The 24,379-nt window shown below is 67.4% G+C and carries 26 protein-coding genes and 1 riboswitch; of the genes, 10 read left to right on the forward strand and 16 right to left on the reverse strand.

The features are described from left to right. Positions 1-23 precede the first annotated feature (23 nt). The 3 genes from nadA to AC13EK_RS18500 are packed head-to-tail and all read right to left on the reverse strand — an operon-like array spanning position 24 to position 2,618. Positions 24-1,010, reverse strand: coding sequence for a quinolinate synthase NadA (gene nadA, locus AC13EK_RS18490; protein ID WP_069336691.1), 987 nt, complete (start codon positions 1,008-1,010; stop codon positions 24-26). 31 nt (positions 1,011-1,041) lie between these two features. Next, positions 1,042-1,755: a DUF4230 domain-containing protein gene (locus AC13EK_RS18495; protein WP_010336729.1), complete on the reverse strand. Its 714-nt coding sequence runs from the start codon at positions 1,753-1,755 to the stop codon at positions 1,042-1,044. After that, positions 1,740-2,618 carry an MBL fold metallo-hydrolase gene (locus AC13EK_RS18500; protein WP_069336692.1) on the reverse strand — a complete coding sequence of 293 codons (879 nt, stop codon included), beginning with the start codon at positions 2,616-2,618 and terminating at the stop codon, positions 1,740-1,742. The genes AC13EK_RS18495 and AC13EK_RS18500 overlap by 16 nt, the downstream gene beginning before the upstream one ends. Positions 2,619-2,890: 272 nt before the next feature. Here AC13EK_RS18500 and AC13EK_RS18505 point away from each other — a divergent pair, with 272 nt between their 5' ends. Together AC13EK_RS18505 and AC13EK_RS18510 are read left to right on the forward strand one after the other, a co-directional pair. After that, positions 2,891-3,781: a tyrosine recombinase XerC gene (locus tag AC13EK_RS18505; protein ID WP_069335918.1), complete on the forward strand. Its 891-nt coding sequence runs from the start codon at positions 2,891-2,893 to the stop codon at positions 3,779-3,781. A 74-nt stretch (positions 3,782-3,855) separates the two neighbouring features. Further along, positions 3,856-4,149: a hypothetical protein gene (locus AC13EK_RS18510; protein WP_069335919.1), complete on the forward strand. Its 294-nt coding sequence runs from the start codon at positions 3,856-3,858 to the stop codon at positions 4,147-4,149. 140 nt (positions 4,150-4,289) lie between these two features. Here the strand turns inward: AC13EK_RS18510 and AC13EK_RS18515 are convergent, their stop codons facing one another. The 4 genes from AC13EK_RS18515 to rsmI form a co-directional block, all read right to left on the reverse strand. After that, positions 4,290-4,889, reverse strand: coding sequence for a DedA family protein (locus tag AC13EK_RS18515; protein WP_004210450.1), 600 nt, complete (start codon positions 4,887-4,889; stop codon positions 4,290-4,292). A 161-nt stretch (positions 4,890-5,050) separates the two neighbouring features. After that, positions 5,051-6,025: a glutathione synthase gene (gene gshB / locus AC13EK_RS18520; protein WP_004210448.1), complete on the reverse strand. Its 975-nt coding sequence runs from the start codon at positions 6,023-6,025 to the stop codon at positions 5,051-5,053. Between the two features lie 130 nt (positions 6,026-6,155). Then, positions 6,156-6,509: a YraN family protein gene (locus tag AC13EK_RS18525; protein ID WP_004210447.1), complete on the reverse strand. Its 354-nt coding sequence runs from the start codon at positions 6,507-6,509 to the stop codon at positions 6,156-6,158. Further along, a complete protein-coding gene (gene rsmI / locus AC13EK_RS18530; protein WP_069335920.1) occupies positions 6,506-7,363 on the reverse strand; it encodes a 16S rRNA (cytidine(1402)-2'-O)-methyltransferase in 858 nt (285 codons plus the stop codon). Before rsmI ends, AC13EK_RS18525 begins: the two co-directional genes overlap by 4 nt. A gap of 11 nt (positions 7,364-7,374) precedes the next feature. On the opposite strand from rsmI, the gene AC13EK_RS18535 reads away from it, so the two are divergent. After that, a complete protein-coding gene (locus tag AC13EK_RS18535) occupies positions 7,375-8,580 on the forward strand; it encodes a penicillin-binding protein activator (protein ID WP_069335921.1) in 1,206 nt (401 codons plus the stop codon). A 37-nt stretch (positions 8,581-8,617) separates the two neighbouring features. Here AC13EK_RS18535 and AC13EK_RS18540 read toward each other — a convergent pair whose 3' ends face one another. The 3 genes from AC13EK_RS18540 to AC13EK_RS18550 are packed head-to-tail and all read right to left on the reverse strand — an operon-like array spanning position 8,618 to position 12,237. Then, entirely contained in the window at positions 8,618-9,391 is a 774-nt protein-coding gene (locus AC13EK_RS18540) for an ABC transporter ATP-binding protein (RefSeq protein WP_069335922.1), read from the reverse strand. Further along, entirely contained in the window at positions 9,385-10,380 is a 996-nt protein-coding gene (locus AC13EK_RS18545; protein ID WP_069335923.1) for a FecCD family ABC transporter permease, read from the reverse strand. The genes AC13EK_RS18540 and AC13EK_RS18545 overlap by 7 nt, the downstream gene beginning before the upstream one ends. 12 nt (positions 10,381-10,392) lie before the next feature. Then, positions 10,393-12,237, reverse strand: a complete 1,845-nt coding sequence (locus tag AC13EK_RS18550) for a TonB-dependent receptor plug domain-containing protein (protein ID WP_069335924.1) — start codon at positions 12,235-12,237, stop codon at positions 10,393-10,395. A gap of 171 nt (positions 12,238-12,408) precedes the next feature. Beyond that, positions 12,409-12,650: riboswitch (cobalamin riboswitch) on the reverse strand. Positions 12,651-12,789: 139 nt separating this feature from the next. On the opposite strand from AC13EK_RS18550, the gene AC13EK_RS18555 reads away from it, so the two are divergent. From AC13EK_RS18555 to ispZ, 5 genes are read left to right on the forward strand one after another with little or no spacing between them, the layout of a single operon-like run. Continuing rightward, positions 12,790-13,782, forward strand: coding sequence for a threonine ammonia-lyase (locus AC13EK_RS18555; protein ID WP_069335925.1), 993 nt, complete (start codon positions 12,790-12,792; stop codon positions 13,780-13,782). A gap of 40 nt (positions 13,783-13,822) precedes the next feature. Further along, a complete protein-coding gene (gene dapF / locus AC13EK_RS18560) occupies positions 13,823-14,635 on the forward strand; it encodes a diaminopimelate epimerase (RefSeq protein WP_069335926.1) in 813 nt (270 codons plus the stop codon). 2 nt (positions 14,636-14,637) lie between these two features. Then, positions 14,638-15,879, forward strand: coding sequence for a tRNA (N(6)-L-threonylcarbamoyladenosine(37)-C(2))-methylthiotransferase MtaB (gene mtaB, locus AC13EK_RS18565; protein ID WP_069335927.1), 1,242 nt, complete (start codon positions 14,638-14,640; stop codon positions 15,877-15,879). Next, positions 15,879-16,817: a signal recognition particle-docking protein FtsY gene (gene ftsY, locus AC13EK_RS18570; protein WP_069335928.1), complete on the forward strand. Its 939-nt coding sequence runs from the start codon at positions 15,879-15,881 to the stop codon at positions 16,815-16,817. The genes mtaB and ftsY overlap by 1 nt, the downstream gene beginning before the upstream one ends. Next, the gene (gene ispZ, locus AC13EK_RS18575) at positions 16,807-17,460 is read left to right on the forward strand and encodes a septation protein IspZ (protein ID WP_004210432.1); all 654 of its coding nucleotides are present in this window, start codon (positions 16,807-16,809) and stop codon (positions 17,458-17,460) included. The genes ftsY and ispZ overlap by 11 nt, the downstream gene beginning before the upstream one ends. Positions 17,461-17,481: 21 nt before the next feature. Here the strand turns inward: ispZ and rnk are convergent, their stop codons facing one another. Next, entirely contained in the window at positions 17,482-17,892 is a 411-nt protein-coding gene (rnk, locus tag AC13EK_RS18580) for a nucleoside diphosphate kinase regulator (protein WP_069335929.1), read from the reverse strand. 420 nt (positions 17,893-18,312) lie between these two features. Here rnk and AC13EK_RS18585 point away from each other — a divergent pair, with 420 nt between their 5' ends. Both AC13EK_RS18585 and AC13EK_RS18590 read left to right on the forward strand, forming a co-directional pair. Continuing rightward, a complete protein-coding gene (locus AC13EK_RS18585) occupies positions 18,313-18,927 on the forward strand; it encodes a superoxide dismutase (protein ID WP_069335930.1) in 615 nt (204 codons plus the stop codon). Between the two features lie 170 nt (positions 18,928-19,097). Next, on the forward strand, positions 19,098-19,544 hold the full coding sequence (locus AC13EK_RS18590; protein ID WP_081331607.1) for a hemerythrin domain-containing protein: 447 nt from the start codon (positions 19,098-19,100) through the stop codon (positions 19,542-19,544). Between the two features lie 7 nt (positions 19,545-19,551). Here AC13EK_RS18590 and AC13EK_RS18595 read toward each other — a convergent pair whose 3' ends face one another. From AC13EK_RS18595 to AC13EK_RS18615, 5 genes are all read right to left on the reverse strand, one after another. Further along, positions 19,552-21,081, reverse strand: coding sequence for a methyl-accepting chemotaxis protein (locus AC13EK_RS18595; protein WP_069335931.1), 1,530 nt, complete (start codon positions 21,079-21,081; stop codon positions 19,552-19,554). Further along, the gene (locus AC13EK_RS18600; protein WP_004210423.1) at positions 21,081-21,401 is read right to left on the reverse strand and encodes a hypothetical protein; all 321 of its coding nucleotides are present in this window, start codon (positions 21,399-21,401) and stop codon (positions 21,081-21,083) included. Before AC13EK_RS18600 ends, AC13EK_RS18595 begins: the two co-directional genes overlap by 1 nt. A 72-nt stretch (positions 21,402-21,473) precedes the next feature. Further along, positions 21,474-21,824, reverse strand: coding sequence for a hypothetical protein (locus AC13EK_RS18605; protein WP_069335932.1), 351 nt, complete (start codon positions 21,822-21,824; stop codon positions 21,474-21,476). Next, complete coding sequence (locus AC13EK_RS18610; protein ID WP_004210421.1) at positions 21,797-22,345, reverse strand: J domain-containing protein; 549 nt, start codon at positions 22,343-22,345, stop codon at positions 21,797-21,799. The genes AC13EK_RS18605 and AC13EK_RS18610 overlap by 28 nt, the downstream gene beginning before the upstream one ends. Before the next feature lie 49 nt (positions 22,346-22,394). Next, positions 22,395-24,362 (reverse strand): hypothetical protein, encoded by a 1,968-nt coding sequence (locus AC13EK_RS18615; RefSeq protein WP_483022320.1) that lies wholly within the window; start codon positions 24,360-24,362, stop codon positions 22,395-22,397. Positions 24,363-24,379 lie beyond the last annotated feature (17 nt).

Genomic DNA, 24,379 nt, shown 5'->3' on the forward strand with positions numbered 1-24,379 from the left:
TGACCGACCTCCCCCGTCTATGCTCAGCGAGCGCCCAGATCGCCCTGGCCGACCGTGCCGCTGGCCATTTCCAGCATCCGGTCGAGGCTCTTCTTGGCGGCGACGCGCAGCGTCTCGTCCATCTCGATGCGCGGGCTGAGATCACGCAGCGACAGATAGAGCTTCTCCATCGTGTTGAGCGCCATGTATGGGCAGATATTGCAGTTGCAGTTGCCGTCCGCGCCCGGCGCGCCGATGAAATTCTTGTCCGGCACGCTTTTTTGCATCTGGTGGATGATATGCGGTTCGGTTGCGACGATCAGCGTGTCGCCCGGCATCGTCTTGGCAAAGTCCAATATGCCGCTGGTCGACCCGACATAATCGGCATGGTCGACGATATAGGGCGGACATTCCGGATGCGCGGCGATCGGGGCATCGGGGTGCTGGGCCTTGAGCTTCAGCAATTCGGTCTCGCTGAACGCCTCATGCACGATGCACACGCCCGGCCACAGCAGCATGTCGCGGCCCAGCTTGCGCTTCAGGTAACCACCCAGATGCTTGTCGGGGCCGAAGATGATCTTCTGATCCTTGGGGATCTGCGCCAGGATCTTCTCGGCCGACGACGACGTCACGATGATGTCGGACAGCGCCTTCACCTCGGCCGAACAGTTGATGTAGCTCAGCGCAATATGATCGGGATGCGCCTCGCGGAACGCCTTGAACTGGGCGGGTGGGCAGCTGTCCTCCAGCGAACAGCCGGCGTCCATGTCGGGCAGCACGACGATCTTCTGCGGCGACAGGATCTTGGCCGTCTCCGCCATGAAGCGCACGCCGCAGAAAGCGATGACATCGGCGTCGGTCTCGGCCGCCTTGCGCGACAGTTCCAGGCTGTCACCGACGAAATCGGACAGATCCTGAATCTCGGGCGACTGGTAATAATGGCCCAGGATGACGGCGTTGCGCTCCTTGCGCAGGCGGTCGATCTCCGCGCGCAGGTCCGTCCCCTGCGGAATTCCAGTGAAAGCGTTCATACCCTGTGACTCCTCGGTCTTACCGGGCGCCCTAGCGGGCCTGTCTCCGGTTTGCCAGTACCTCGTTGACCGGCGTGGTCACGTCCCAGCGATCGCGATTGGGTCGTTCCGCCGGAAAGGTGACGATCACCCGCGCATCGCCCTGCCCGGCCGCTGCCAGCGGCGCCGCCATCAGCTTCACCAGCGCGGCCCGGCCATATTCGCGCGCCTGCGCCATCCGCTCGGGCGACCCGGCCGATTTGGCGGCCCGTGCCTGCGCGTAAGCCGACGTGCGCCGGCTCAGTTCCTCGCCCGCCTCGCGCGTCACGAACAGGCCGCTGGTCCGCACCAAAGTCCGCTGGCTCTCGTCGACATTGGGTTTGCCGACGGTCACGTCGGGCGCATTCACGATCAGGGTGCGGCGCTCCGCATCCCATTCCAGGTCATCCGCACCGATCGCGCCGACATTGACGAAATAATCGACCGAAAAGGGCATCTTCACCACCTGGTCGGACTTCAGCCAGCCAAAGCCGCGCACATCGCGCGCGCTGCTCTGGATCGTGCCGCTGAGTTCGGAGACCTTCAGGCTGCTGGTACCGGCAATCTTCTCGGCAATGACCTTGGTCACCGCCGTCCCGTCATCCTCGACGCTCACCACATAGTCGCGATTATAGCGCTGCCAGCCGACCAGCATCGCCCCGCCGACAATCAGGATCAGCAGCGCGACCGCGACCGGCCCGGCATAGCGCTTCAGCGCATCTGCCATCGCCCATCCTCCAGCGGCACGGCCATGCCCCGGCCATTGAGGTCAATGAGATGCGCCAGCACCGATCGCCCGGCCGCCCCGTAAAGGCGCGGGTCCACGCCCTTGTACATCTCCGCCACCATGTCGGGGATGGCGCTGTCGCCATTACGCTCCAGGAAGCGCATGATCTGCCCCTCGCGCTGCTTGCGATGGCCCATCATGCCGCGCACCAGCCGCTGCGGATTTTCCACCGGTTCGCCATGGGCCGGATAATAGACGATATCGTCCCGCTCCAGCAGCCGCTGCATCGATCGCATATAGGCGGTCATGTCGCCATCGGGCGGAGAAATGACGCTGGTGGACCAGCCCATCACATGGTCGCCGGTGAACAGCGCCTTGTCCTGCACCAGCGCAAAGCAGAGATGGTTGGACGTATGGCCCGGCGTCGCCACCGCCGCCAGCGTCCAGCCGGTGCCGGCCACCCCCTCGCCATCACCCAGCACCCGGTCGGGCCGATAGTCCGCGTCAAAGGCCGCGTCCGCGCGCGGCCCATCGTCGCTCAGCGTCAGCGGCGCACAGCCGATGATCGGCGCGCCGGTCATCACGCTCAGCGGCCGCGCCGCCGGACTATGGTCGCGATGGGTATGGGTGCAGAGGATCGCCACCACGCGCCGCCCGCCGATCGCGGCGATCAGCGCGTCGAGATGCTCGGCCTCGTCCGGCCCCGGATCGATCACCGCCACATCCGCGCCGCCGACCAGATAGGTCTGGGTGCCGGTATAGGTGAAGGGCGACGGATTGGGCGCCAGCACGCGCGCCACCAGCGGCGACAGCGTCATCAGGATGCCGGTCGGCAAATCGGCCGGATCGAACGGGGTAGCCATGGCTCCCATGTGCCCATTTCCCGGCGGATTTCAAGGGCACGCTGCCATTCCTCCCCGAGCTTGCTCGGGGAGGGGGACCGCCGCCGCAGGCGGTGGTGGAGGGGTGGGCCTCCGCGCCACCTGTCCTACGTCGCCCCCCTCTGCTAGGCTGCCGCCATGCGCAGCGCAGCCCCTCCCCGCATTCCCCGCTCCACGAAACAAGATTTCCAACTCTTGTTTCAACCTATCAAAATGTGCGGGAAATATGCGAAGTTAAGCGCGGCATTTCCAACATGACCCCTTCCCTCCCAGAACGCTGGCGCCAGCATCTCAGCCTCGACCGGCGGCGCTCGACCCATACGGTGCGGGCCTATGTCGCCACGGCCGAGCGGCTGATCTCCTTCCTCGCCGAGCATCAGGGCCAGGCCGTGACCGCCGCCAGCCTCGCCCGGCTGGAGCAGGCGGACCTGCGCGCCTATCTCGCCAGCCGCCGGGTCGACGGCATCGGCAATATCTCCGCCGCACGCGAATTGTCGGCGGTGCGCGGTTTCCTGAAATTTGTCGGCGGCGCGGAAGCCCGCATCCCCCAGCTCAAGGGGCCACGGGTCAAGCGCGGCCTGCCCCGCCCGATCTCTCCTGACGAGGCACTGGCGCTGGCCGGCGACGTTGCCGAGGGCGCGCGCGAGGACTGGATCGGCGCGCGCGACTGGGCGGTGCTGCTGCTGCTCTATGGCGCGGGCCTGCGCATTGGCGAGGCGATGGGGCTGATGGGCGACATATTGCCGCTGGGCGACACGCTGCGCGTCACCGGCAAGCGCGGCAAGACGCGGCTGGTGCCGCTGCTGCCGCAGGTCCGCGCCGCGATCGAGGCCTATGCCGAGCAATGCCCCTGGTCCCCGGAGCGCGACCAGCCACTGTTCCGGGGTGCGCGCGGCGGTCCGCTTTCGGCCGCGCTCATTCGCCGGTCGGTGCAGGGCGCGCGCGGGCGCCTCGGCCTGTCGGACCGCACCACGCCCCATGCGCTGCGCCACAGTTTCGCGACCCATCTGCTCGGTCGCGGCGCCGATCTTCGCTCCCTTCAGGAACTGCTCGGCCATGCCAGCCTGACCTCGACCCAGGTCTATACGCAGGTCGATGCTGCCCATCTGCTCGACGTCTATCGCGCCGCCCATCCCCGCGCCTGAAACGGCCATGGATTCGCCGTAATCCTACGTCAGCCTCGCTGGCAGATCCCCGTTGCGACCGGAGGAACCCCAGGATGCTGCGTCTGTTGATGGCCCTGCAAAGCGTTGGCGGCACTGACATCCCGCCCGACTTCGACCTGCAGAAAGTGCAGCCCGCGCCCAGTCCCAACGCCATCGTCGTCACCGGCCGCCGCCGCGACGAACGAGTCGACCGCGACGGCGTTGCCACAAGCGAGGAGCCGCCGCTCGGCCGGGCCGAGACCACCCTGTTCGGCAAGGTGAAGGGCAATGTCCATGTCGAAAGCCAGACCATGGCGAACGGCACCACCTCGCAGCGGGTGATGGTGGGCATCAAGCTGCCCTTCTGAGCCTGTTTGAAAAAATCGCGAAAGGGCGATTTTTCAATACGGTTCCAGCCCACTCCCCCGCCCAACCACCCGACAGGATGACACTGGATCGGGCGGTTAGGCGGAGGAGCGGGCTGGAGCCGGCTTTCTCAAACAGACGCTTACCCCTTGGGCCGCCAGGTCGCCAGCCGCCAGAGATAGAGCAGCACCGCGCCGACCACGCAGGCGGTCGCCACCGGTCCCACATATTTGTCGATGTCGCGGAAATTCTGGCCGAGCAGGAAACCGGCATAGGCCAGCACCAGATTCCACACCAGCGCGCCGCCGGCAGTCCAGATCAGGAAACGCACATGCCCCATGCGGAACAGGCCGGCGGGCAGCGAGATCATCGTGCGGAAGGCCGGCATGAAGCGGAACACGAAGACGACGATCTGGCCATATTTGCCGAACAGCCGGTCCAGCGCCTCGACATCGCGCCATTCCAGCGTCGCCCAGCGGCCGAAGCGGTCGACCAGCGGCTTCAACCGGCCAAAGCCCAATATATGGCCGACCAGATACCAGAAATAATTGCCGATCGTGGTGCCCAGCGTGCCCGCCAGCAGCAGCCATTCCATCGCCATCCGCCCCTGGCCGACGCGGATGCCGCCAATCCCCATGATCAGTTCGGACGGGATCGGCGGAAAGACATTTTCGAGGATCATCAGCAGGAAGATCCCCCAATAGCCCCCCGCATCGATCAGCCGCAGCACCCAGTCGGTCATGACCGAAATCCGTTGGCGCCCGAACGCCCCCCCTCCGTTCGCCCTGAGCCTGTCGAAGGGCTCGGCCGACCGAAGGGAGGCACTTCGCTCCGCTCAGTTGAGGGCTTCGACAAGCTCAGCCCGAACGGATTTCGTTGTACCAAGCCCAAACTGCCCAAGGCTTAAGCCGCCGCCCGTGCCGCCAGGCGCGCGTCGATCGCGTCCCAGATCATGCCGCCGGTGTCGGTGCCGTCGAACGCATCGATCGACACGATGCCGGTCGGCGACGTCACGTTGATCTCGGTCAGCCATTCGCCGCCGATCACGTCGATGCCGACGAACAACAGGCCGCGGCGCTTCAATTCCGGCCCCATCGCCTCGCAGATTTCCCGCTCGCGATCGGTCAGCACCGTCTTGGCCGCCGATCCGCCGACCGCCAGGTTGGACCGGATCTCGCCCGCGCCCGGAATGCGGTTGACCGCGCCCGCGACCTCGCCATCGACCAGCACGATGCGCTTGTCGCCCTGCGCGACGCCGGGGATGAAGGCCTGGACCATGAAGGGTTCGACCCACGAAGCCTTGAACAGTTCCACCAGCGACGACAGGTTCGCGCCATTGCTGCCGACATGGAACACCGCGACGCCGCCATTGCCATAGAGCGGCTTCACCACGATCTCGCCATGCTCGGCCAGGAAGCTCTTCACCTCGGCCAGGTCGCGGGTGATCATCGTCGGCGGCATGAAGCGAGCATAGTCGAGCACGAACAGCTTTTCCGGCGCATTGCGGACGCTGGCCGGGTCGTTCACCACCAAAGTCTCTTCCTGCACCCGCTCCAGCAAATGGGTGGCGGTGATATAGCTCAGATCAAAGGGCGGATCCTGCCGCATCCACACGACATCGACGTCGCGGCCCAGGTCCAGCATCTCCGGCTCGCCCAGCGCATAATGATCGCCCTCGACCTTCTGCACCTTCACCGGCCGCGCCTTGGCCAGCACCCGGCCGTCGCGATAGGTCAGGTCCGGCGCCAGATAATGATAGAGCTTATGCCCCCGCGCCTGCGCCGCCAGCATGATGTGGAAGGTCGAATCGCCGGCGATCCTGATCCCTTCCATCGGGTCCATCTGCATGGCGACGGTCAGGGGGTTGAGTTCGGTCATCTTCATTCCTTTTACCGTTCGCCCTGAGCGAAGTCGAAGGGCTCCGCCGAGCGTTAGCGAGGTGACTTGCCTTCGCTGGCGCTCAGGCGTGGGCTTCGACTTCGCTCAGCCCGAACGGAATGGAGAGCCTTCACCCCCCATGCCAGACATTGGCCAGATGGCGTGGCGGGCGGCCGGGCGCAAGGAGGATGACGTCAATTCGCATGTCGTCTCCGGGTCTTGCCAGCTGATGCCATAATATTTCGGCGCTCGCCGCCACCCGCGCCAGTCGGCGCTGGTCGATCGCAACGTCCAGCTCGGCGTCGGTGGCGCGGCTCTTCACCTCGACAAAGGCCAGCATCGCGCCCTTGCGTGCGACCAGGTCGACCTCGCCCGCCGGCGTACGCAGGCGCTGGCCGACGATCTGCCAGCCCTTGAGGCGCAGCCACCAGGCGGCGATGCGTTCGGCCTGTCGGCCGCGCTTCTCCGCCTGCTGACGGTTCACGCCTCGCGTTCTCCCTTCAGTTCGTTCGCCCGGTCATAGAGCGTCCGCCGGTCGAGCCCCAGCTTCTTGGCAACCTCGCCCGCCGCCTTCGATACCGGCAGCCGGGTCAGCGCCTCCCGCAGCGCCGCGTCGGCATCCTCGGCGCTGGCCGGCGGCGCCTCGCCGGGCGGGCCGACGATGACGACGATCTCCCCCTTGGGCGGCGCATCGGCATAGCGGGCGGACAATTCGCTCAGCGTGCCGGTCGCCGTCTCCTCGAAGGTCTTGCTGATCTCGCGGCTGACCGCCGCCTCGCGATCGCCCAGATGCACGGCCATCGACGACAGGCTTTCCGACAGGCGCGGCCCGCTTTCGTAGAAGACCAAGGTCGCGCGCAGCGCCACCACTTCGGCCAGCACGTCGCCCCGCGCCTTCGCCTTGTTCGGCAGGAAGCCCATGAACAGGAACCGGTCGGTCGGCAGGCCCGACAGGGTCAGCGCCGCGATCGCCGCGCTCGGCCCCGGCAGGGTCGTGATCTTGCGCCCCGCCGCCCGCGCATCGCGCACCAGCTTGTAGCCGGGATCGGAAATCAGCGGCGTCCCCGCGTCCGACAGCAGCGCCACCGATTCGCTCGCCATCCGCTCGATCAGCCGCTGCCGCACATTTTCCGCGCTATGGTCATGATAGGGAATCATCGGTCGATCCGATCCCGCATGGCGCAGCAGCCTTGCGCTGACCCGTGTATCTTCCACGGCGACCACGTCGGCCAACCGCAGGACTTCCGCCGCGCGCGGCGTAAGGTCTCCAAGGTTGCCGATCGGCCCCGCCACGATGTAAAGCCCGGGCTCAAGCCCGGATGCCAATATAGTTTCCATAAGGATCCCAGATGACAGAGACGGATGCCCCCCGGCAAGCGAACATGTTCGCGGCGATGAAGCGCAGCGCGCGATGGCTGTTCGTTGCCAGCACCATCATGCTTGCCGCCTGTCAGTCGATCGTGCCCAAGGGCCCCGGCCCTGCCCAGCCCACCGGTCCCGCCAAGCCGACCGGCCCGGAAGTGACCCAGGGCCTGCCGACCGACACCGCGCGCCACCGCGTCGCGCTGCTGGTGCCGACCAGCGGCCCCAATGCGGGCGTGGGCCAGTCGATCGCCAACGCCACCACCCTGGCGCTGATGGACATCAAGACCGACAAGGTCCGCATCACCACCTATGACACCGCCACCGGCGCGGCAGCCGCCGCCAACCGGGCGCTGGCCGACGGCAACCGCCTGATCCTGGGTCCGCTGCTGGCCGATGACGCCCGCATCGTCGGGCCGATCGCGGCCAAGGCCAATGTCCCGGTCATCAGCTTCTCCAACGACACCAGCGTTGCGGGCAGCAACATCTTCCTGATGGGCTATACCCCCAACCAGTCGATCGAGCGGGTGATCGGCTTCGCCCGTCAAAAGGGCCTGTCCAATTTCGGCGCGCTGGTGCCGCGCGGCACCTATGGCGAGCGCGCCGGCAATGCGCTGCTGCGCGCGGTCGAACAGGCCGGCGGCACGGTCGTGTCGATGCAGACCTTCGACCGCACCCCCGCCTCGATCACCGCCGCGGTCAAGAAGCTGCAGGCCTCGTCCAGCTATGACGCGCTGCTGATCGCGGACAGCGGCCGGGTCGCGCTGCAGGTCGCGCCGATCGTGCGCAAGAATGGCGGCGCCAATGCCCGCCTGCTCGGCACCGAAATCTGGAATACCGAGGAATCGCTGGCCACCAGCCCCGTGCTGCGCGGCGCCTGGTATGCCAGCGTGTCGGATGGCCTCTATCGCCAGCTCGCGACCAAATATCGCACCCGCTATGGCAGCGCGCCCTTCCGCCTGTCGTCGATGGGCTATGACGCGGTGTTGCTGACGGTGCGGATCGCCCAGGACTGGAAGCCGGGCGCGCCCTTCCCCACCGCGCGCCTGCGCGATCCGGGCGGCTTTGCCGGCATCGACGGCGCCTTCCGCTTCAACCGCAACGGCATCGCCGAACGCGCACTGGAAGTGAGCGAGGTCGGCGCCGGCACGATCAGCGTGGTCGATCCCGCCCCACGCGGCTTCGGCAACTAAGCAAAGGGGGCCGGAAGGCCCCCTTTTTCGTTACGGATCAAATCCGCGTCGTCGGCACGATCAGCGGCAGGCCGTCGCTGACGTCGATCCGCGCGGCGACGCCATAGACGGATGCCAGCCGCTCCGGCGTCAGCACGTCCATCGGCGCCCCGTCCGCCACCAGCGCGCCGCCATCCATCAGCAACAGCCGATCGCAATAGCGCGCCGCCATGGCCAGGTCGTGCAGCACCGTGACGACCAGCGCCCCGCCCTGCGCCTGCGCCCGCAACAAGGCCATCACGTCGATCTGGTGGCCGGGGTCGAGCGCGGCGAGTGGCTCGTCGGCGATCAGCGCCGGCGCACCCACCGCCAGCGCCCGCGCCAGCAGCACCCGCGCCCGCTCGCCGCCAGACAGCTCAGTGGCGATCCGCCCCTTGAAGCCGGTGACATCGGCGCGGGCCATCGCATCCTCGATCGCCGCCTCATCGTCGGCGGTCAGGCGCGACAGCGGCCCCAGATGCGGCAAGCGCCCCAGCGCCACCAGCCGCTCGACCGCCAGGGGCCAGTGCAAGGTCTGGCCCTGCGGCAGATAGGCGATGGACCGCGCCACCGCCTGGCGCGACAGCCGCTCGACCGGCGTGCCGTCCAGCAGCGCGCGTCCGGCGGCCGGCTTCACCAGCCCCAGCAGCGCCCGCACCAGGGTCGACTTGCCCGCGCCATTGGGGCCGATCACGCCGATCAACTGCCCCGGCGCCATGGTCAGGTCGACGCCGCGCACCGCCAGATGGCGGCCCAGCCGGACGTCCAGTTGCTCGGTCGACAGGGTCACCATAGCCGCCGCTCCCGCATCAGGTGAATGAGGAAGACCGGCACGCCCAGGATCGCGGTCAGCACGCCCAGCTTCAGCTCGCTGCTGGTCGGGATGACGCGCACGCCGATATCGGCCAGGGTCAGCAGCACCGCGCCGCCCAGCATGGATGGCAACAGCAGCGCGGACGGCGAGCGATCGGTCAGCGGCCGCACCAGATGCGGCACGATCAGGCCGACGAAGCCGATCGATCCGGTCACCGCCACCGCGCCGCCGACACCGATCGCCACCCCCGCCATCAACCGCAGCCGCGCCCGCGACAGGTCGACGCCCAGCGCCCGCGCGCCATCCTCGCCCAAAGTCAGCGCATCGAGCGCGCGCCCGTCATAGAGCAGCAGCGCCGCACCGACCGCGATGCAGGGCAGCGCCAGCAGCAGATGGTCGATGCTGCGATTTTCCAGGCTGCCCATCAGCCAGCTCATAATCTCCATCGCGGCAAAGGGATTGGGCGACAGGTTGAGTGCCAGGCTGATCCCCGCCCCCGCCAACGTTGCGACCGCGATACCCGCCAGGATCAGCGTCAACGGGCTTTCCGACGGCCCGGCAAGCAGGAACAGCGCGCCGATCGCCGCCAGTGCGGTGACGATCGCCAGCAGTGGCAATGCCATCGGATGCAATTCGGACAGGCCGAAATAGAGCGCGATCACCGCCCCCAGCGCCGCCGCATTGGACACGCCCAGCACGGCGGGTTCGGCCAGCGGATTGCGCAGATAGCCCTGCAGTGCCGCGCCCGACAGGCCCAGCATGGCGCCAACCAGCAGGCCGATCGCCATGCGCGGCAGGCGCAGGTCGATGACGATCGCGCGCGCCACCATGTCGCCACCGCCGGCCAGCACCGCCAGAATGCGGGCCGGCGCGATCGTCACCGATCCCAGCGCGACCGACGCGATAGCCGCGACCAGCAGCAGGGCGATCAGCCCCGGCAGCAACAGAGGATGCCGCCGCCCGCTCATGCGCGCCGCTCCTTAGAAGCGGACACGCACGCCGCCATAGGCCGACCGGCCATAGGTGCCATAGCCATAGGCCGTGGCGTAATCCGCATCGAACAGATTGTCGATCCGGCCATAGACTTCCAGATGGTCGCCCACGGGGAAGGACGCGCGCAGCCCGGCCAGCGCATAGCCGTCGAGCCGGCGCGTGTTCGCCGTGTCGTCATAGCTGTCGCCGACCATGGTCAGCGTCGCGCCGGTAGACAGGCCGAAGGACCAGAGATAGTCGGCCGACACACTGACCGCATTGGCGGCGCGGCGCGGCAGGCGATTGCCGTCGGTGGCCCCGCCCGACCGGTCGCGCGCATCGACATAGCTGTAGGATGCCGCCACCGTCAGCGCCTCGACCGGCTTCAGCGTCAGCGTCGCTTCCACGCCCTTGGCGCGGGTCCGGTCCAGATTGCCATAGGTGTAGGTCGCATAATCATAATTGATCTGGTTGCGGGTATCGCGCCGGAAGGCGGTCAGCGACAGCATAGCCTTGTCCCCGTCCAGGCTCTGGTCGAAGCCGATATCATAGCTTTTCGACCGCTCCGGCCGCAGCGCGCTGTTGCCGCTATAGGTGTCGTAGAGCTGATAGAGGGACGGCGCCTTGAACCCCTCGCCATAGGAGAGGCGGATATTGGTCGCGCCGGCATTCGGCGTGTAATTGGCGTTGGCGCCAAAGGTGGTCGCACCGCCGAACTGGCTATGATCGTCATGGCGCAGCCCGCCGGTGACGGCCAGGCCCGTGAGCGGCTTCACCACCGCCAGCGCATAGACGCTGTCGATATTCGCCTTCGCGCTCGCTATGTCGCCAAAGCCGAAATACTCATAGTCCGGCCGCTCATGCTCATAGCCGAAGATCAGCTTGGCCTGATCCACCGGGGCATAGACGCCCTCATATTCGAAGCGCAGATTGGTGCCCGAATAGCCATAGTCCGGGTCGGTGCCGCGCACGAAATAATAGTCGCGGTCGTTGCGCATCCAGGTAACGGCGGCGCGGTTGGTCAGCTTGCCGTCGAGCAGCGCCAGGTTGATCCCGGCATAGCCGACATATTGGTCCAGCTTGCTGACGTCGCTGCTGTCGGCCGGCGCGCCGAAGAAGCTGTCATAGTCGAGATCGGCATGGATATAGTAACCGCGCAGGTCGAGGCTCAGGCTGTCGGAAAAGGCGATCTTCAGCTTGGCATTGGTGGCGATATTCTCATAGCCATCCTTCTCGACGCCGCCGAACGACCGGCCGACCGAGGAAATGCCGTCGGTGTTGAAATAGGCGACGCCCACGCCGCCCGACACCGCGCCGCGCGTGCCCGACACATCGGCCTTCGCGTTCAACGTGTCGCTATAGCCATAATCGGCCGCGGCATTGACCTCGAAACCCTCGCTCGGCGCGCCGGTCATCACATTGACCACGCCGCCGATCGCCTGGCTGCCATAGACCACCGAGTTGGAGCCGCGCAGCACTTCGATCCGGCGGATATTGCCGGTCAACAGATGGCCGAAATCATAGCCGTCGCCGATGCCGCTCGGGTCGTTGACCTTGACCCCGTCGATCAGCACCAGCGTCTGGGTCGTCTCCGCGCCGCGCAGCGACACGCCGGTCACACCGCCGGTGGAACCGTTGCGGCTGAAGCGGACGCCCGGCGTGGTGGCGAGCAGGTCGACGACATCGACCGCCTGGCGCGTCCTGATCGTGTCGGCATCGATCACCGTGATCGCCTGGCCGACCTCGTCGCGCGGCTGTGCGATGCCCGAAGCGGTGACGACGATATCGTCATCCTGGGCCAATGCCGGCGTAGCGGCCAGCAGCGCGATCAGCGAAATCCCCAACGTCTTCATTTTATCGTCCCCCGGCGTCCGTCGATTTGGAACCGGGGCGTCCGCACAAGCGGTCGCTGCGTGAGGATCGGGAAGACGCCAGCGCCCCGCCCCACGCACCGATGCGGCCCCGGCCGCCATGGGCGTCGCTCGACGGAAACACCGCGCCATGGCCATCCCCTGGGCCAGGGCAAGAGCGACCAGACGCCGGCAGGTCTCCTGGCTCGCGGGTCAGGGCAGCGATGCGCCAGCCTTCCCGGACCTATCGGTCCAGTGGCCGGTTCCGGCCCTCCCCTTTTGAAGAGCCTGGGAACCCTGCGCATCGCGCTCACCGCTTACAGTTGCAGGGACAGCCGCGGATTTGGAAGGGCTGCGCCCCCCGCACCGCATTCCCGTTTTCAGCCCTTGCGGGCACCGGCGCGATCATGCGCGTCCGGGGCTTTTGACTACCCCGGCGCGCGGCCCCCATAAGCCAAAGCACAAGCCCTGCCAAGCGGGCCAGGATCGCCCCGGCGGATCGTTGCGCGGCGCCGGCGGGCGGCTATGCAGGGGCCTCTTACCGGGAGACGCCAAATGACCGATTCGCTTGCCATCACTGCCGCCGACGTCGCCGATGCCGCGCGGCTGATCGCGCCGGCGGCGGTCCGCACCCCGCTGATCGAGAATGCCGCACTCAACGATCATTGCGGCCGGCGGGTGCTGGTGAAGTTCGAGGGCGCCCAGCATAGCGGATCGTTCAAGTTCCGTGGCGCCTATAACCGCCTCGCCCGACTGAACGCTGCGGAACGCGCGGCGGGCGTCGTCGCCTGGTCCTCGGGCAATCATGCCCAGGGCGTCGCCTTTGCCGCGCGCCTGCTCGGCATTCCCGCCACGATCGTGATGCCGGCCGACGCCCCTGCGATCAAGACCGCCAACACCCGTGCGCTCGGCGCCGAGGTCGTCCCCTATGACCGCTTCACCCAGAGCCGTGAGGCAATCGCCACCGCCCTGGCCACCGAACGCGGCGCGACGCTGGTTCCCTCCTTCGACGATCCCTTCATCATCGCCGGCCAAGGCACGATCGGCCTCGAAATATTGGAGCAGGCCCAGGCCGCCGGCGCCGACCTCAAGCAGATTCTCGTCTGCTGCGGTGGCGGCGGGCTGGTCGCGGGCACGGCGACAGCGGTAAAGGCCGCCCGCCCCGACATCAGCGTCTATGCGGTCGAACCCGCCGGTTTCGACGACACCGCCCGCTCGCTTGCCAGCGGCGTGCGCGAAAGCGTCTCGCCCGACGCGCGCAGCATCTGTGACGCGCTGCTGGCGCCCAGCCCCGGCGCGCTGACCTTCCCGATCAACCATGCCCTGCTGGCCGGCGGCCTGGTCGTCAGCGACGATCAGGTGCGCGACGCGATGCGCTTCGCCTTCACCATGCTCAAGCTGGTGGTCGAACCAGGCGGCGCAGTCGCGCTCGCCGCCATGCTTGCCGGCCTCGCCCCGCCCACCGACGGCGCCACCGCCCTCGTCATCTCCGGCGCCAATGTCGATCCGGCCACCTATGCCGCGATCATCGGCGGCCCGAACGCCTGACCGCTGGTCTTTTGCCCCGTCCCGCACTAAATGCGGCGCCATGATGAGCCGCTTTTCCAAGATGCATGGTCTGGGCAATGATTTCGTCGTGATCGACGCGCGCCAAGCGCCGGTCGCGATGACGGAGGCGCGCGCCCGCGCCATTGCCGATCGCCATGCCGGCATCGGCTGTGACCAGTTGATCGTCATCGGCGATGCCGAGACCGGCGACCAGGCCGACGTGTCGATGCTGATCTTCAATTCCGACGGTTCGGAAGTGGAAGCCTGCGGCAATGCCACCCGCTGCGTGCCACTGTTCGTCGGCAAGGACGTGCTGATCCGGACCAGGGCCGGGCTGCTCGACGCCAAGGGCGTGGACGGCGGCGCCAGCGTCGACATGGGCGCGCCCCGCTTCGATTGGGACGCGATCCCGCTCGCTTATCCGATGGACACGCTGACGATGTCGGCCAGTTGGGAAGACCTGCCCGCGCCGGCCGCCGTCAATGTCGGCAACCCGCATGTGATCTTCTTCGTCGAGGATCTGGACGCGGTCGATTTCGAGCGCCTCGGCCCGCTGATCGAGCATGATCCGCTCTTCCCCGCCCGCGTGAACGTCAATTTCGCGCAGGTCGTCGGCCCGCAGCATCTGCGCCTGATCGTCTGGGAACGCGGCGCCGGCCTCACCCGCGCCTGCGGCACCGGCGCCTGCGCCACCGCCGTCGCGGCGATCCGGCGCAAGCTGATGGCCGGCCCGGTGACGGTCAGCCTGCCGGGCGGCGACCTGGAGATCGACTGGGCACCGGGCGGCACGATCCGCATGACCGGCCCCGCCACCCATGTGTTCGACGGCGAGGCGGACTGGGACCGCTTCTGACCGTGCCCGGTCCCGACATCATCACCCTGGGCTGCCGGCTCAACATCGCGGAGAGCGAGGCTATTCGCGAAATGGCCGGCGCACAGGACGACCTGATCGTCGTCAACAGCTGCGCCGTGACGGCCGAGGCCGTGCGCCAGACCCGGCAGGCGATCCGCCGCGCCAGGCGAGACCGCCCCGACGCCCGCATCCTCGTCACCGGCTGCGCCGCCCAGACCGAACCCCAGACCTTCGCCGCCATGGCGGAAGTGGACGGCGTGATCGGCAACCGGGAGAAGCTGGAGGCAGCCGCCTTCGCCCCGGTGGCGGATAAGGTCAACGTCTCCGACATCATGGCCGTGCGCGACACCGCGCCGCACATGGCCAGCGCCTTTGCCGAACATGCGCGCGCCTTTCTGGAGGTGCAGAATGGCTGCGACCATCGCTGCACCTTCTGCATCATCCCTTATGGCCGGGGGAACAGCCGCTCCGTGCCCGCCGGCGCGGTGATCGACAAGGCGAAGCAACTGGTCGACGCGGGCTATGGCGAGATCGTGCTGACCGGCGTTGATGTCACCAGCTATGGCCCCGACCTGCCGGGCAGCCCCTCGCTCGGCCAGCTTGTCGAACGACTGCTGCGCCATGTGCCGGACCTGCCCCGGCTGCGCCTTTCCTCGATCGACAGCGTCGAGATTGACGAGCGGCTGTTCGACCTCATCGCCCATGAGCCGCGGATGATGCCGCATCTGCATCTCTCGCTGCAGGCGGGCGACGACATGATCTTGAAGCGCATGAAGCGCCGCCATGCCCGCGCCGATGCCGTGCGCATCGTCGAGCGGGTGAAGGCCGTCCGCCCGGACATCAGCATCGGCGCCGACATCATCGCCGGCTTCCCGACCGAGGATGATGCCATGTTCGCCAACAGCCTGGCGCTGGTTGCCGATTGCGACATCGTCCATGGCCATATCTTCCCCTATTCGCCGCGCACCGGCACGCCCGCCGCGCGCATGCCCCAGCTGGATCGCGCCACCATCAAGGCGCGCGCCGCGCTGCTGCGCGATGCCTGCGCGGCGCAGCGCGACGCCTGGCTCGCCCGGCTGGTCGGCACCCGCCAGTCGGTGCTGGTCGAACGCAATGGCCTGTCGGGCCATGCCGAAAATTTCGCGCCGGTGCGCTTCACCACGCCCCAGCCCCCCTCCACGATCGTCGCGGCCCGCATCAGCGGCCTTGAGAATGGCGCGCTGATCGCGCAAGAGGCGCAATAATGACTGACACCGGCACCAGCTGGCGCGACCGCCTCTTCGGCGGCCTCAAGCGCACATCCGACAAGCTCGGCGAGAATCTGACCGGCCTTTTCACCAAGGCCGCACTCGACGACCAGACCCTCGACGAGATTGAGGAAGCCCTGATCATGTCCGATCTCGGCCCGGTCATGGCCGGCCGGGTTCGTGATCGCCTGGCCGAAGGGCGCTACAACAAGGAACTGACCGAGGAATATCTGCGCGAGATCATCGCGGAGGAGATCGAGAAGGTGCTGGCCCCGGTCGCCCGCCCGCTGGAGATCGAAGCCTTTCCGCGCCCGCAGGTGATCCTGGTGATCGGCGTCAACGGATCGGGCAAGACCACCACCATCGCCAAGCTCGCCAATAATTTCCTGGAACAGGATTATGGCGTGATGCTGGCGGCGGGCGACACGTTCCGCGCGGCCGCGATCGGCCAGTTGAAGGTCTGGGCAGAACGCCTCGGCGTGCCCATCGTCGCTGGCAAGGAAGGCGGCGACGCGGCCGGCATCGTGTTCGACGCGGTCAAGCAGGCGACGGCCACCGGCATCGACGTGCTGATCGTCGACACCGCCGGCCGCCTGCAGAACAAGACCGAACTGATGGACGAACTGGCCAAGGTGCGCCGCGTGCTCGGCCGATTGAACCCGGCCGCCCCGCACGACGTTGTCCTGGTCCTCGATGCCACCACGGGACAGAATGCGTTGAACCAGATCGAAGTCTTCAAGGAAACCGCACAGGTCACCGGCCTGGTCATGACCAAGCTCGACGGCACCGCGCGCGGCGGCGTGCTGGTCGCGGCGGCGGAGAAATATCGCCTGCCGATCCACGCCATTGGCGTCGGCGAAAAGATCGAGGATCTGCGCCCCTTCGATGCCGGCGACATGGCACGCGCGATCGCGGGGACAGCCTATGCCCGCTGACGCCAAGAAGCCCGCCCATGGCGGCAGCCTCAGCCTCGCGCTCGATTTCGGGCCGCTGCTGGTCTTTTTCCTGAGCTACAAGGGCGCGGGCTGGTTCTGGGGTGCGGGCAACCCGATCACCGCCATGAGCTTTGGCACCGCCGCCTTCATGGCCGCGATCGTCATCGCCGTCATCATCTCCAAGGTGAAGCTCGGCCGGGTCTCGCCGATGCTGTGGCTCTCGGCGCTGCTGATCCTCTTCTTCGGCGGCCTCACCATCTATTTCCACGACCAGCGCTTCATCCAGCTGAAGCCGACCATCATCTACGCCTTCTTTGCGCTGATGCTGTTCGCCGGGCTGCTACGCGGCAAGCCGCTGCTCAAATATCTGCTCCAGGCCGCCTATGACGGGCTGACCGAGGAAGGCTGGCGCAAGCTGTCGCGCAACTGGGCCCTTTTCTTCGTCGCCATGGCGGTCGCCAACGAACTCATGCGCCGGTCGATGAGCTTCGACACCTGGCTCGCGGTCAAGGTCTGGGGCGTCACCATCGTCTCGGTCGTGTTCGCCGGCGCCAACATCCCGATGCTGCTGCGCCACGGCCTGACCCTGGACGATGGCCTCGACAGCGACGAGGTGGGCGAAACCACCCCGCCGCAGGGCTGACGAAGCGCTGACCTGCGTGGTTCAGGCCTGCGCCTGAACCACCTCGTCCACCATGATGTCGCGCAGATGGCCGTCGCGGTCCGGCCACAATATGGCATTGCCCGCCCGCATCCCGATCAGCGCGGCGCCGACCGGCGTCAGGATCGATATCCGGCCCAGCGCCACATCGGCATGGCTGGGATAGACCAGTTCCACCCGGCGCGGCGCCCCACGCGCACCATCGCGATAGAGGATGGTCGATCCCATCGCCGCGACATCGGCCGGTAGCGCCGCCCGGCTGCACAATTGCGCCCGGCCGACTTCCTCCAGCAACAACTGGCTGACATCGGGGAAGCGGTCGCGCGCCGCCCAGGCGAGGTCGGAAATCATGTCGGCTTCGGATTCGACGATATGGATCGGCGGCACGGCCGCCCACTTCTGTTGCAGGGTCATGGGAAAACTTCCTGATAGGGGTGCGCGCCCGGTCCTCGGGCGCAAAGCGTCAAGAAGGGTGCCCCGAACCTGCCGGCAGCGCGCCTGTCAGGTCCGGGGCGGATGGCCCGCGAGAAGCTGTCCCCCATGATGGCGGAAGCGTGCAAAGATGACCTTGAACGGCATGGCCGGGATCATGTTCGGCCCCGTCCCGCCTGTCAAGCAAGCCGCCCCGGCCCTGCCCGGCCGTCATCGCCCGAAAGCCCCGCCAACCGCCTGTTTCTGCGATCGTTTCGCAATAGGCACATATTGGTTTTCTTGGGCGTTGGGTGCGCATATGGGAAGCGACGGAGGCGTCCACGCCCCGCATGGACCATATGATAAACCGGCATCGCAAGCATCGCTGCGAGCCGCCCCATAACGAACCCGAGGAGTTCCGCCATGGCCTTTGTTCTGCCCGATCTTCCCTATGCCAAGGACGCCTTTGGCGACATCCTGTCGGTCGAAACCTTCGACTTCCACCACGGCAAGCATCACAATGCCTATGTCGTGAAGGCCAATGAACTGGTCGCCGCCGACGAGAGCCTGCAGGGCAAGTCGCTGGTCGAGCTGATCAAGTCGTCGAAGGGCGGCCTGTTCAACCAGGTCGGCCAGATCTGGAACCACACCTTCTACTGGAACTCGCTGTCGCCGGTGAAGACCGCCCCGACCGGCGAACTGCTCGCCAAGATCGAGGAAGCCTTCGGTTCGGTCGACGCGCTGATCGAGAAGCTCAAAGCAGAGGCCGTCGGCCACTTCGCCAGCGGCTGGGCCGCGCTGATCCTGAAGGACGGCAAGCTGGAAGTGACCAGCTATCATGACGCCGACACCCCCGTCGCGCATGAAGGCCATGCCCCGCTGCTGATCCTCGATGTGTGGGAACATGCCTATTATATCGACTATCGCAACCTGCGCCCGGCCTATGCCGAAAAGCTGCTGAAGGAAGCGATCAACTGGGACTTCGCTGCCCAGAACCTCGACGGCCAGGGCGCGAGCCGCGCCGACCAGCCGGCCTGATCGCGACAGGCTCCGATGGGGCCTGATCCACAGGATCGATGACAGAAGGACCGTCCGGTGCGCAGGCGCCGGGCGGTCCTTCTTTTTTACAGGCTTTGCGCGCTTTGCCCGCCCTGCGCTCCAATCCCCTCTTAACGCCGGCCGACGCATGATCGCACGGGGCAGGGAGGATGATCGCGATGAACATGGACGAGTTTGGCACCCAGCATGAGGAGATCGCCCTGATCGCCGCGCAACTGCGCCAGGCGATCGCCGATCCCGACCAGCCCCAGGCGGTGAGCGCATTGCGCTGGCAACTGGCGCGCAAGCTGATGGCCCATCTCGCGCTGGAGGATCGCATCCTCTACCCCGCGCTCCAGCGCCAGGGCGACGATCGCGTCCGCGCCACCGCCGCGCGCATCCAGGCCGAGATCGGCGCGCTGGCCGAGAGCTTCGCCCGCTACATGGCCGCCTGGACGGATGATCGGATCACCCGCGACTGGCGCGGCTTCTGCGCCGACAGCGGCCGGATATTGGATGCCCTTGCCCGGCGGATCGATCGGGAGGAGCGCATCCTCTACCCGCTGGCACGCTCCGTCGATGACGGGGCGACCGGCCAGATAGCCCGCGCCGGCTGACCGGCGATCAGGCCGCTTCCAGCTGCGCCACGAACAGGTCGGTCGCGCGCTGCAACTCCTGCGCGGTGCGCGACAGGCCGGCCGCCGCGCTCGACACGCGATCGGACAGATTTTCTGTATTGCGCGCGACATCGGCCACGGTCGCCATCCGCTGCGCCATATGATCGGCATCGCGGGCGGTATCGCGCGCCGACTGGCCGATCGCCGCCGTCGCATCGCGCTGGTCGGCCACTGCACGCTGGATCGCCTGCGCCGCCTGCGCCAGTTCCTCGACGCTCCCGGCGACCTCGGACAGCGCTTCCTGCGCCACCCCGGCCCCCTGCCGCGCGGACGAGGCCAGCGACTGGATTTCGCCGGTCGCACTCGCCGTCTGGTTGGACAGCTGCTTCACCTCTCCGGCCACCACCGCAAAACCGCGCCCGACCTCGCCGGCCCGTGCCGCCTCGATCGTGGCATTGAGCGCCAGCAAATTGGTGCGGGCGGCAATCTCCGTGATCGAATCGGCGAAGCTGGTGATCGACGCGGTGCGCCCTTCCATCGCCTGCATCGCCTCATGCCCCGCCACCGACACGCGCTGCGCCTCCCCGCCCAGGCTCGCCTGCTGGCTGGCCGCCGCCGCGATTGCGCTGATCGATTCGGACAATTGCTCGATCCGCCGCGCCAACACCGCCGCGCTGGCCGAGGATTGCCCCGCCGCTGCCATCGTCTCGTCCGTGCCCACGCTCGCGCGGCGCGCCAGATCATGCAGCAGCCCGGCCGATTCCTTGAGTTCGCCCGTTGCCGCGCTGACCGCGCTCACCACGCCCGCCACCGACTGGCGGAAGGCGCCGACCAGCGCCAGCGTCTCGCTGCGCCGGTCCTGCGCCATCCGTGTCTTTTCGGCGTCCCGCTCGATCCGCAGATGCGCCTCGCGCGCGTCGGACTGGCGCTGGGCATTCATCGCCGATTCCGCCGCATTGCGTCCCGCCTGCGCTTCCCGCGCCAGCCGGGCGGTGTCCGCCACATGCGCATCCTGCGCCAGCAGCAGCCCATGCAATTTGATGCTGAGATAGCCCAGGATCGTGCCCTGCAGCACCACCGCAAAGCCGTGGATGATGACCCGGCCGATCTCCGCCTGCCCCGAAAACACCCAATTGGGCGCGACATAGGTCAGCACCAGATGATGCAGCGCGATCAGCATCGACGCCAGCAGGATCGGCCGCCAGTCGTAGAGCACCGCCAGCGAGGCGAGCGCCACGAAGAAATACATGTGCGCGTCCATCTGCCAGACATGGCCGCTCAGCAGGAACAGGGTGATCGCCGGCTGCACCGCCGCCAGCGTCCCCATCACCAGCCGCACCTCCAGGTCGTTGCGACGCCGCATCACCATCCAGGTCGGCAGGATATTGGCCAGCGCCGACAGCAGCATGGCGGGCGCCGCCCGCTCATTGCCGATCATCATGCCGCCAATGCCGATCAGCACGGTCCAGATCAGGCTGCACAGCAACAGGATGCGCAGGCCATGCAGGCGCAGGCTTTCGAGACTGTTGAACGCCATCAGGCCAATCCTCCCACCGGTTCGCCACAGGCCGCGGCAAAGGCGCGCAGCGGCAAGATACCGCCCCGCAACAAGGGCAGCAGCGCGTCGCGCTGCCCCTCCACCACCATCGATCCGGGCAGGCGTCCGCTCGCCACCAGCCGGGCGCCATGCGCCACCGCATCGGGCACCAGATGCGCGCGCGCACCCGCCGTCATCGGGATCAGCAGGATGCGCCCCTGCGCCGGCGGATTGCCATAGAGCAGGGCGAGACCCAGGAGGATGATCGCGAGCTGGGCCAGCAGCACCGCACCGCGCGAGGAAGGAAGCCATATCCGCATGGCATCCCCCCTAGGAAATGTTGGTAAGGATAGGCTTAACAGGCCCGCCCGGATTTACGCATTTTGCGTAAGTCAGCCCGGATTCTGTGGTTCCGCCTGCGCCGGCAGGTCCAGCGCCGTCGCCAGCGCGTCCAGATCCGCCCCCGGCCGCACCAGCAGCCAGTCGCGGCTCGCGGCGCCATTGACCACCGTGATCGCGCCCTTGGGACAGACCCCCAGGCAATTCACCTCGATGATGCCGGCCGCCGCCTTGCGCCCCTTCTTCAGCGACAAATGCCGCCGCAGCGCCTTGGCCAGCCGCTCCTCGCCATCCTTGCCAAAGCCGCCGTCCAGCTTCTTCGAGCATTTGCGGCAGACCAGCACGGCATTATGCCAGTTGGACCGGACATGATCCTTCAATCGCTGGCGCCCCGCGGCTTCCAGGTGCGCCGTTCTTCGGCCGCGCGCAGCACCTCATAGGCGGCCTGGATTGTCTGGAACTGCACCGCCGCCTCCGCATCGCCCGGCTTCACGTCGGGATGATATTCCTTGGCCAGGCTGCGCCAGCTCTTGCGCACCGCCTCGAAATCGGCGTCATCCTCCAGCCCCAGCGCCTGCAGCGCGTGCATCTCGTCGCGCGACCGGCTGCCGTCGCCGGGACCGCCCCAGCCATGATGGGCGCTCGACTGATAGCCGCCGGCATCGCGCCGTTCGGTGCGCTCGCGCTCGGCCCGCTCTTCCTCGTCCAGCCCCTGAAAATAGTCCCAGTTGCGGTTATATTCGGCCGCATGCTCGCTGCAGAAATACCAGCGGTCCGGGCTGTTGGGCGATTTGGGCGCGGGGCAGTTACCCGGCTGGTCACAGCCGAAACGGTCGCAGATGCGCACGCGCTGCGCTTCCCGCGTCGCGCCATAGGCACGCCAGCGGGGAAAACCCCAGTCATTGGATCGGCTCTGTCTTGCCATCGGACCAAATTAGGGAAGCCGCGCCCGGAAAGCCAGCCCTGCACCGGGATTAACGGCGGAAAGTCACGCCCTGCATGTTGCCGCCGCAGCCAAGGCCACCATCGGGGCGATAGCTTTGCTCATATTTGGCCCGCGTCACGATCTTCGTGCCGTTGGTGCCAAAGATCATCGGTGGATAGGTGATGACCGCCCGCTGGTTGCGGGTCGTGCCGTCCGCCGCAATGTCGAACTGAACCCGCGTCCATCCCTCGACCCCGACGGACACCATGTCCGTGGGATAATCGGCGGATGACACCGGCGCGCTGCGCAGGCTGGGCTTGGCATCGACGATCGAACATTGCTGCGCCGACAATCCGGTCGCGGCATAATCGGCCCGTGCTGCTTCCAGATTACCGCCGGTCGCCTGCAGGCTGGCGCGCCGCACCAGCGCCGCCACGCGCAGCGGGTCATTGGCCGGCAAGGCGCCATCATCGATCACCGCGTTGAGCAGCGCCTGCGACCCGACCTTTTCCCTGGGCCTCAGATCATCATAGGCCAGGATCGCAAAGGTCGCCCGTGCATCGGCATCGGCCTGATAGTCGGCGGCGCGCAACGCATAGGGGGAATCAGGCCGGATACGGATATCCACATGCTCGGCGGCATCATGGACCAGGCGGTCGACCAGCAATTGCGCCAGCGGCGGGGCATCCGCCGTCCTCACCACCCGGCGCAGCAGCGGGCCATAGGTCTCGACATCCTCGCGCGCGGCCATCGATCCTGCCAGCAGCGGGATCAGCACCGGCACCAGTTCCACCGCCGCATCGCCCTTCTGGCTGCGGATCAGTTGGGCCTGCTGCAACAGCAGCGCGCGCTGCCGGGTCATCGGCACATTGTCCAGCACCGGGCCGGGAACGCGCCTGGCCTCCAGCCAGTCGCCCAGCGCCTTGGTCGGCCCCGCCAGCATCGACGGGCCGCCTTCTGCGGTCGAACAGCGCAGTTCCAGCCGCGTCACGAACCGGAACAGCGCCGGGATATTCTTCACGTCATCGGGCCGCCACGACCAGTCCCGCACCGCCCGCGCGAACGCCAGCGCCGACGGGCCGGGGCGCGATCCATAGGCCGGCCGGGCATAGGAAACGGCGCCGCTGTCGCTGATGCCGAATTCCACCACGGCATAATCCTCGGGCTGGACGCCATCCTCGCCGCAGCGCGGCAGCGTCATGTCCGCGCCCTGGGTGAAGTCCTGCTGCGGCATGCGCCCGGCACCGGTATAGACCAGATAATTGCGCGCCGTGTCGCGATGGCCGGCCAGCATGGCCGCGATCGACGCATCCGACCGGGTCACCAGATCATTGAAATCGACCCTGGTGGTCAGCCCGCTTTGCTGCTTCACCGCCCGCGCGAACAGTTTTTCCGCAGGATCGAACTGGCCCAGATTGAGCAGCGCCCGCCCCCGGATCAGGTCGATATGCGCCAGCGACGCCTTGTCGAACATCTTGGGGTCCGCCACCGCAATGGCATTGGCCGCTTCGGCGGCCTTCAGCGCTTCGGCCGGATCGACGAACGTACCGGCCTGCGCCTGCCCCAGCAGCGCCTGGATGCGCGCCGCCGGCCCCTCCGCTTCGGCCAGCGCCGCGCTGAAATGGGCCAGCGCGCCGACATAGTCGAGGTCGCCCATCGACACGCGCCCCAGCGTGTAGGCGGCACGATAGCGGTCGGTCGACAGGCTGGTATCATCCCTGGGCAGGGCCGGCGCCGCCTGGTTCAGCAAGTCGCGCGCCTCGGCCCAGCGCGACAGTTCCGCCAGCACCATCGCCTTGCGCACGCGCACGATCGCCAGGCTGCGCGGATTGCGCACCACCCGGCCTTCAAGCGCGGTGAGGATTTCAAGCGCGCGGGGATAATCCGCCGCCTCGGTGGCTTGCGTCGATTGCTCGAACAATTGCTGGATCGTGCCAGTTGCGGGCGCGGGGGCCGGCGCTGCCGGCGCCGCATCCTGCGTCGCATGGCCGATAGCGGGCATGGCGGCCATCGCCATCAGCAAGGCCAAATATC

Source organism: Sphingobium sp. L-44, from assembly GCF_056859495.1.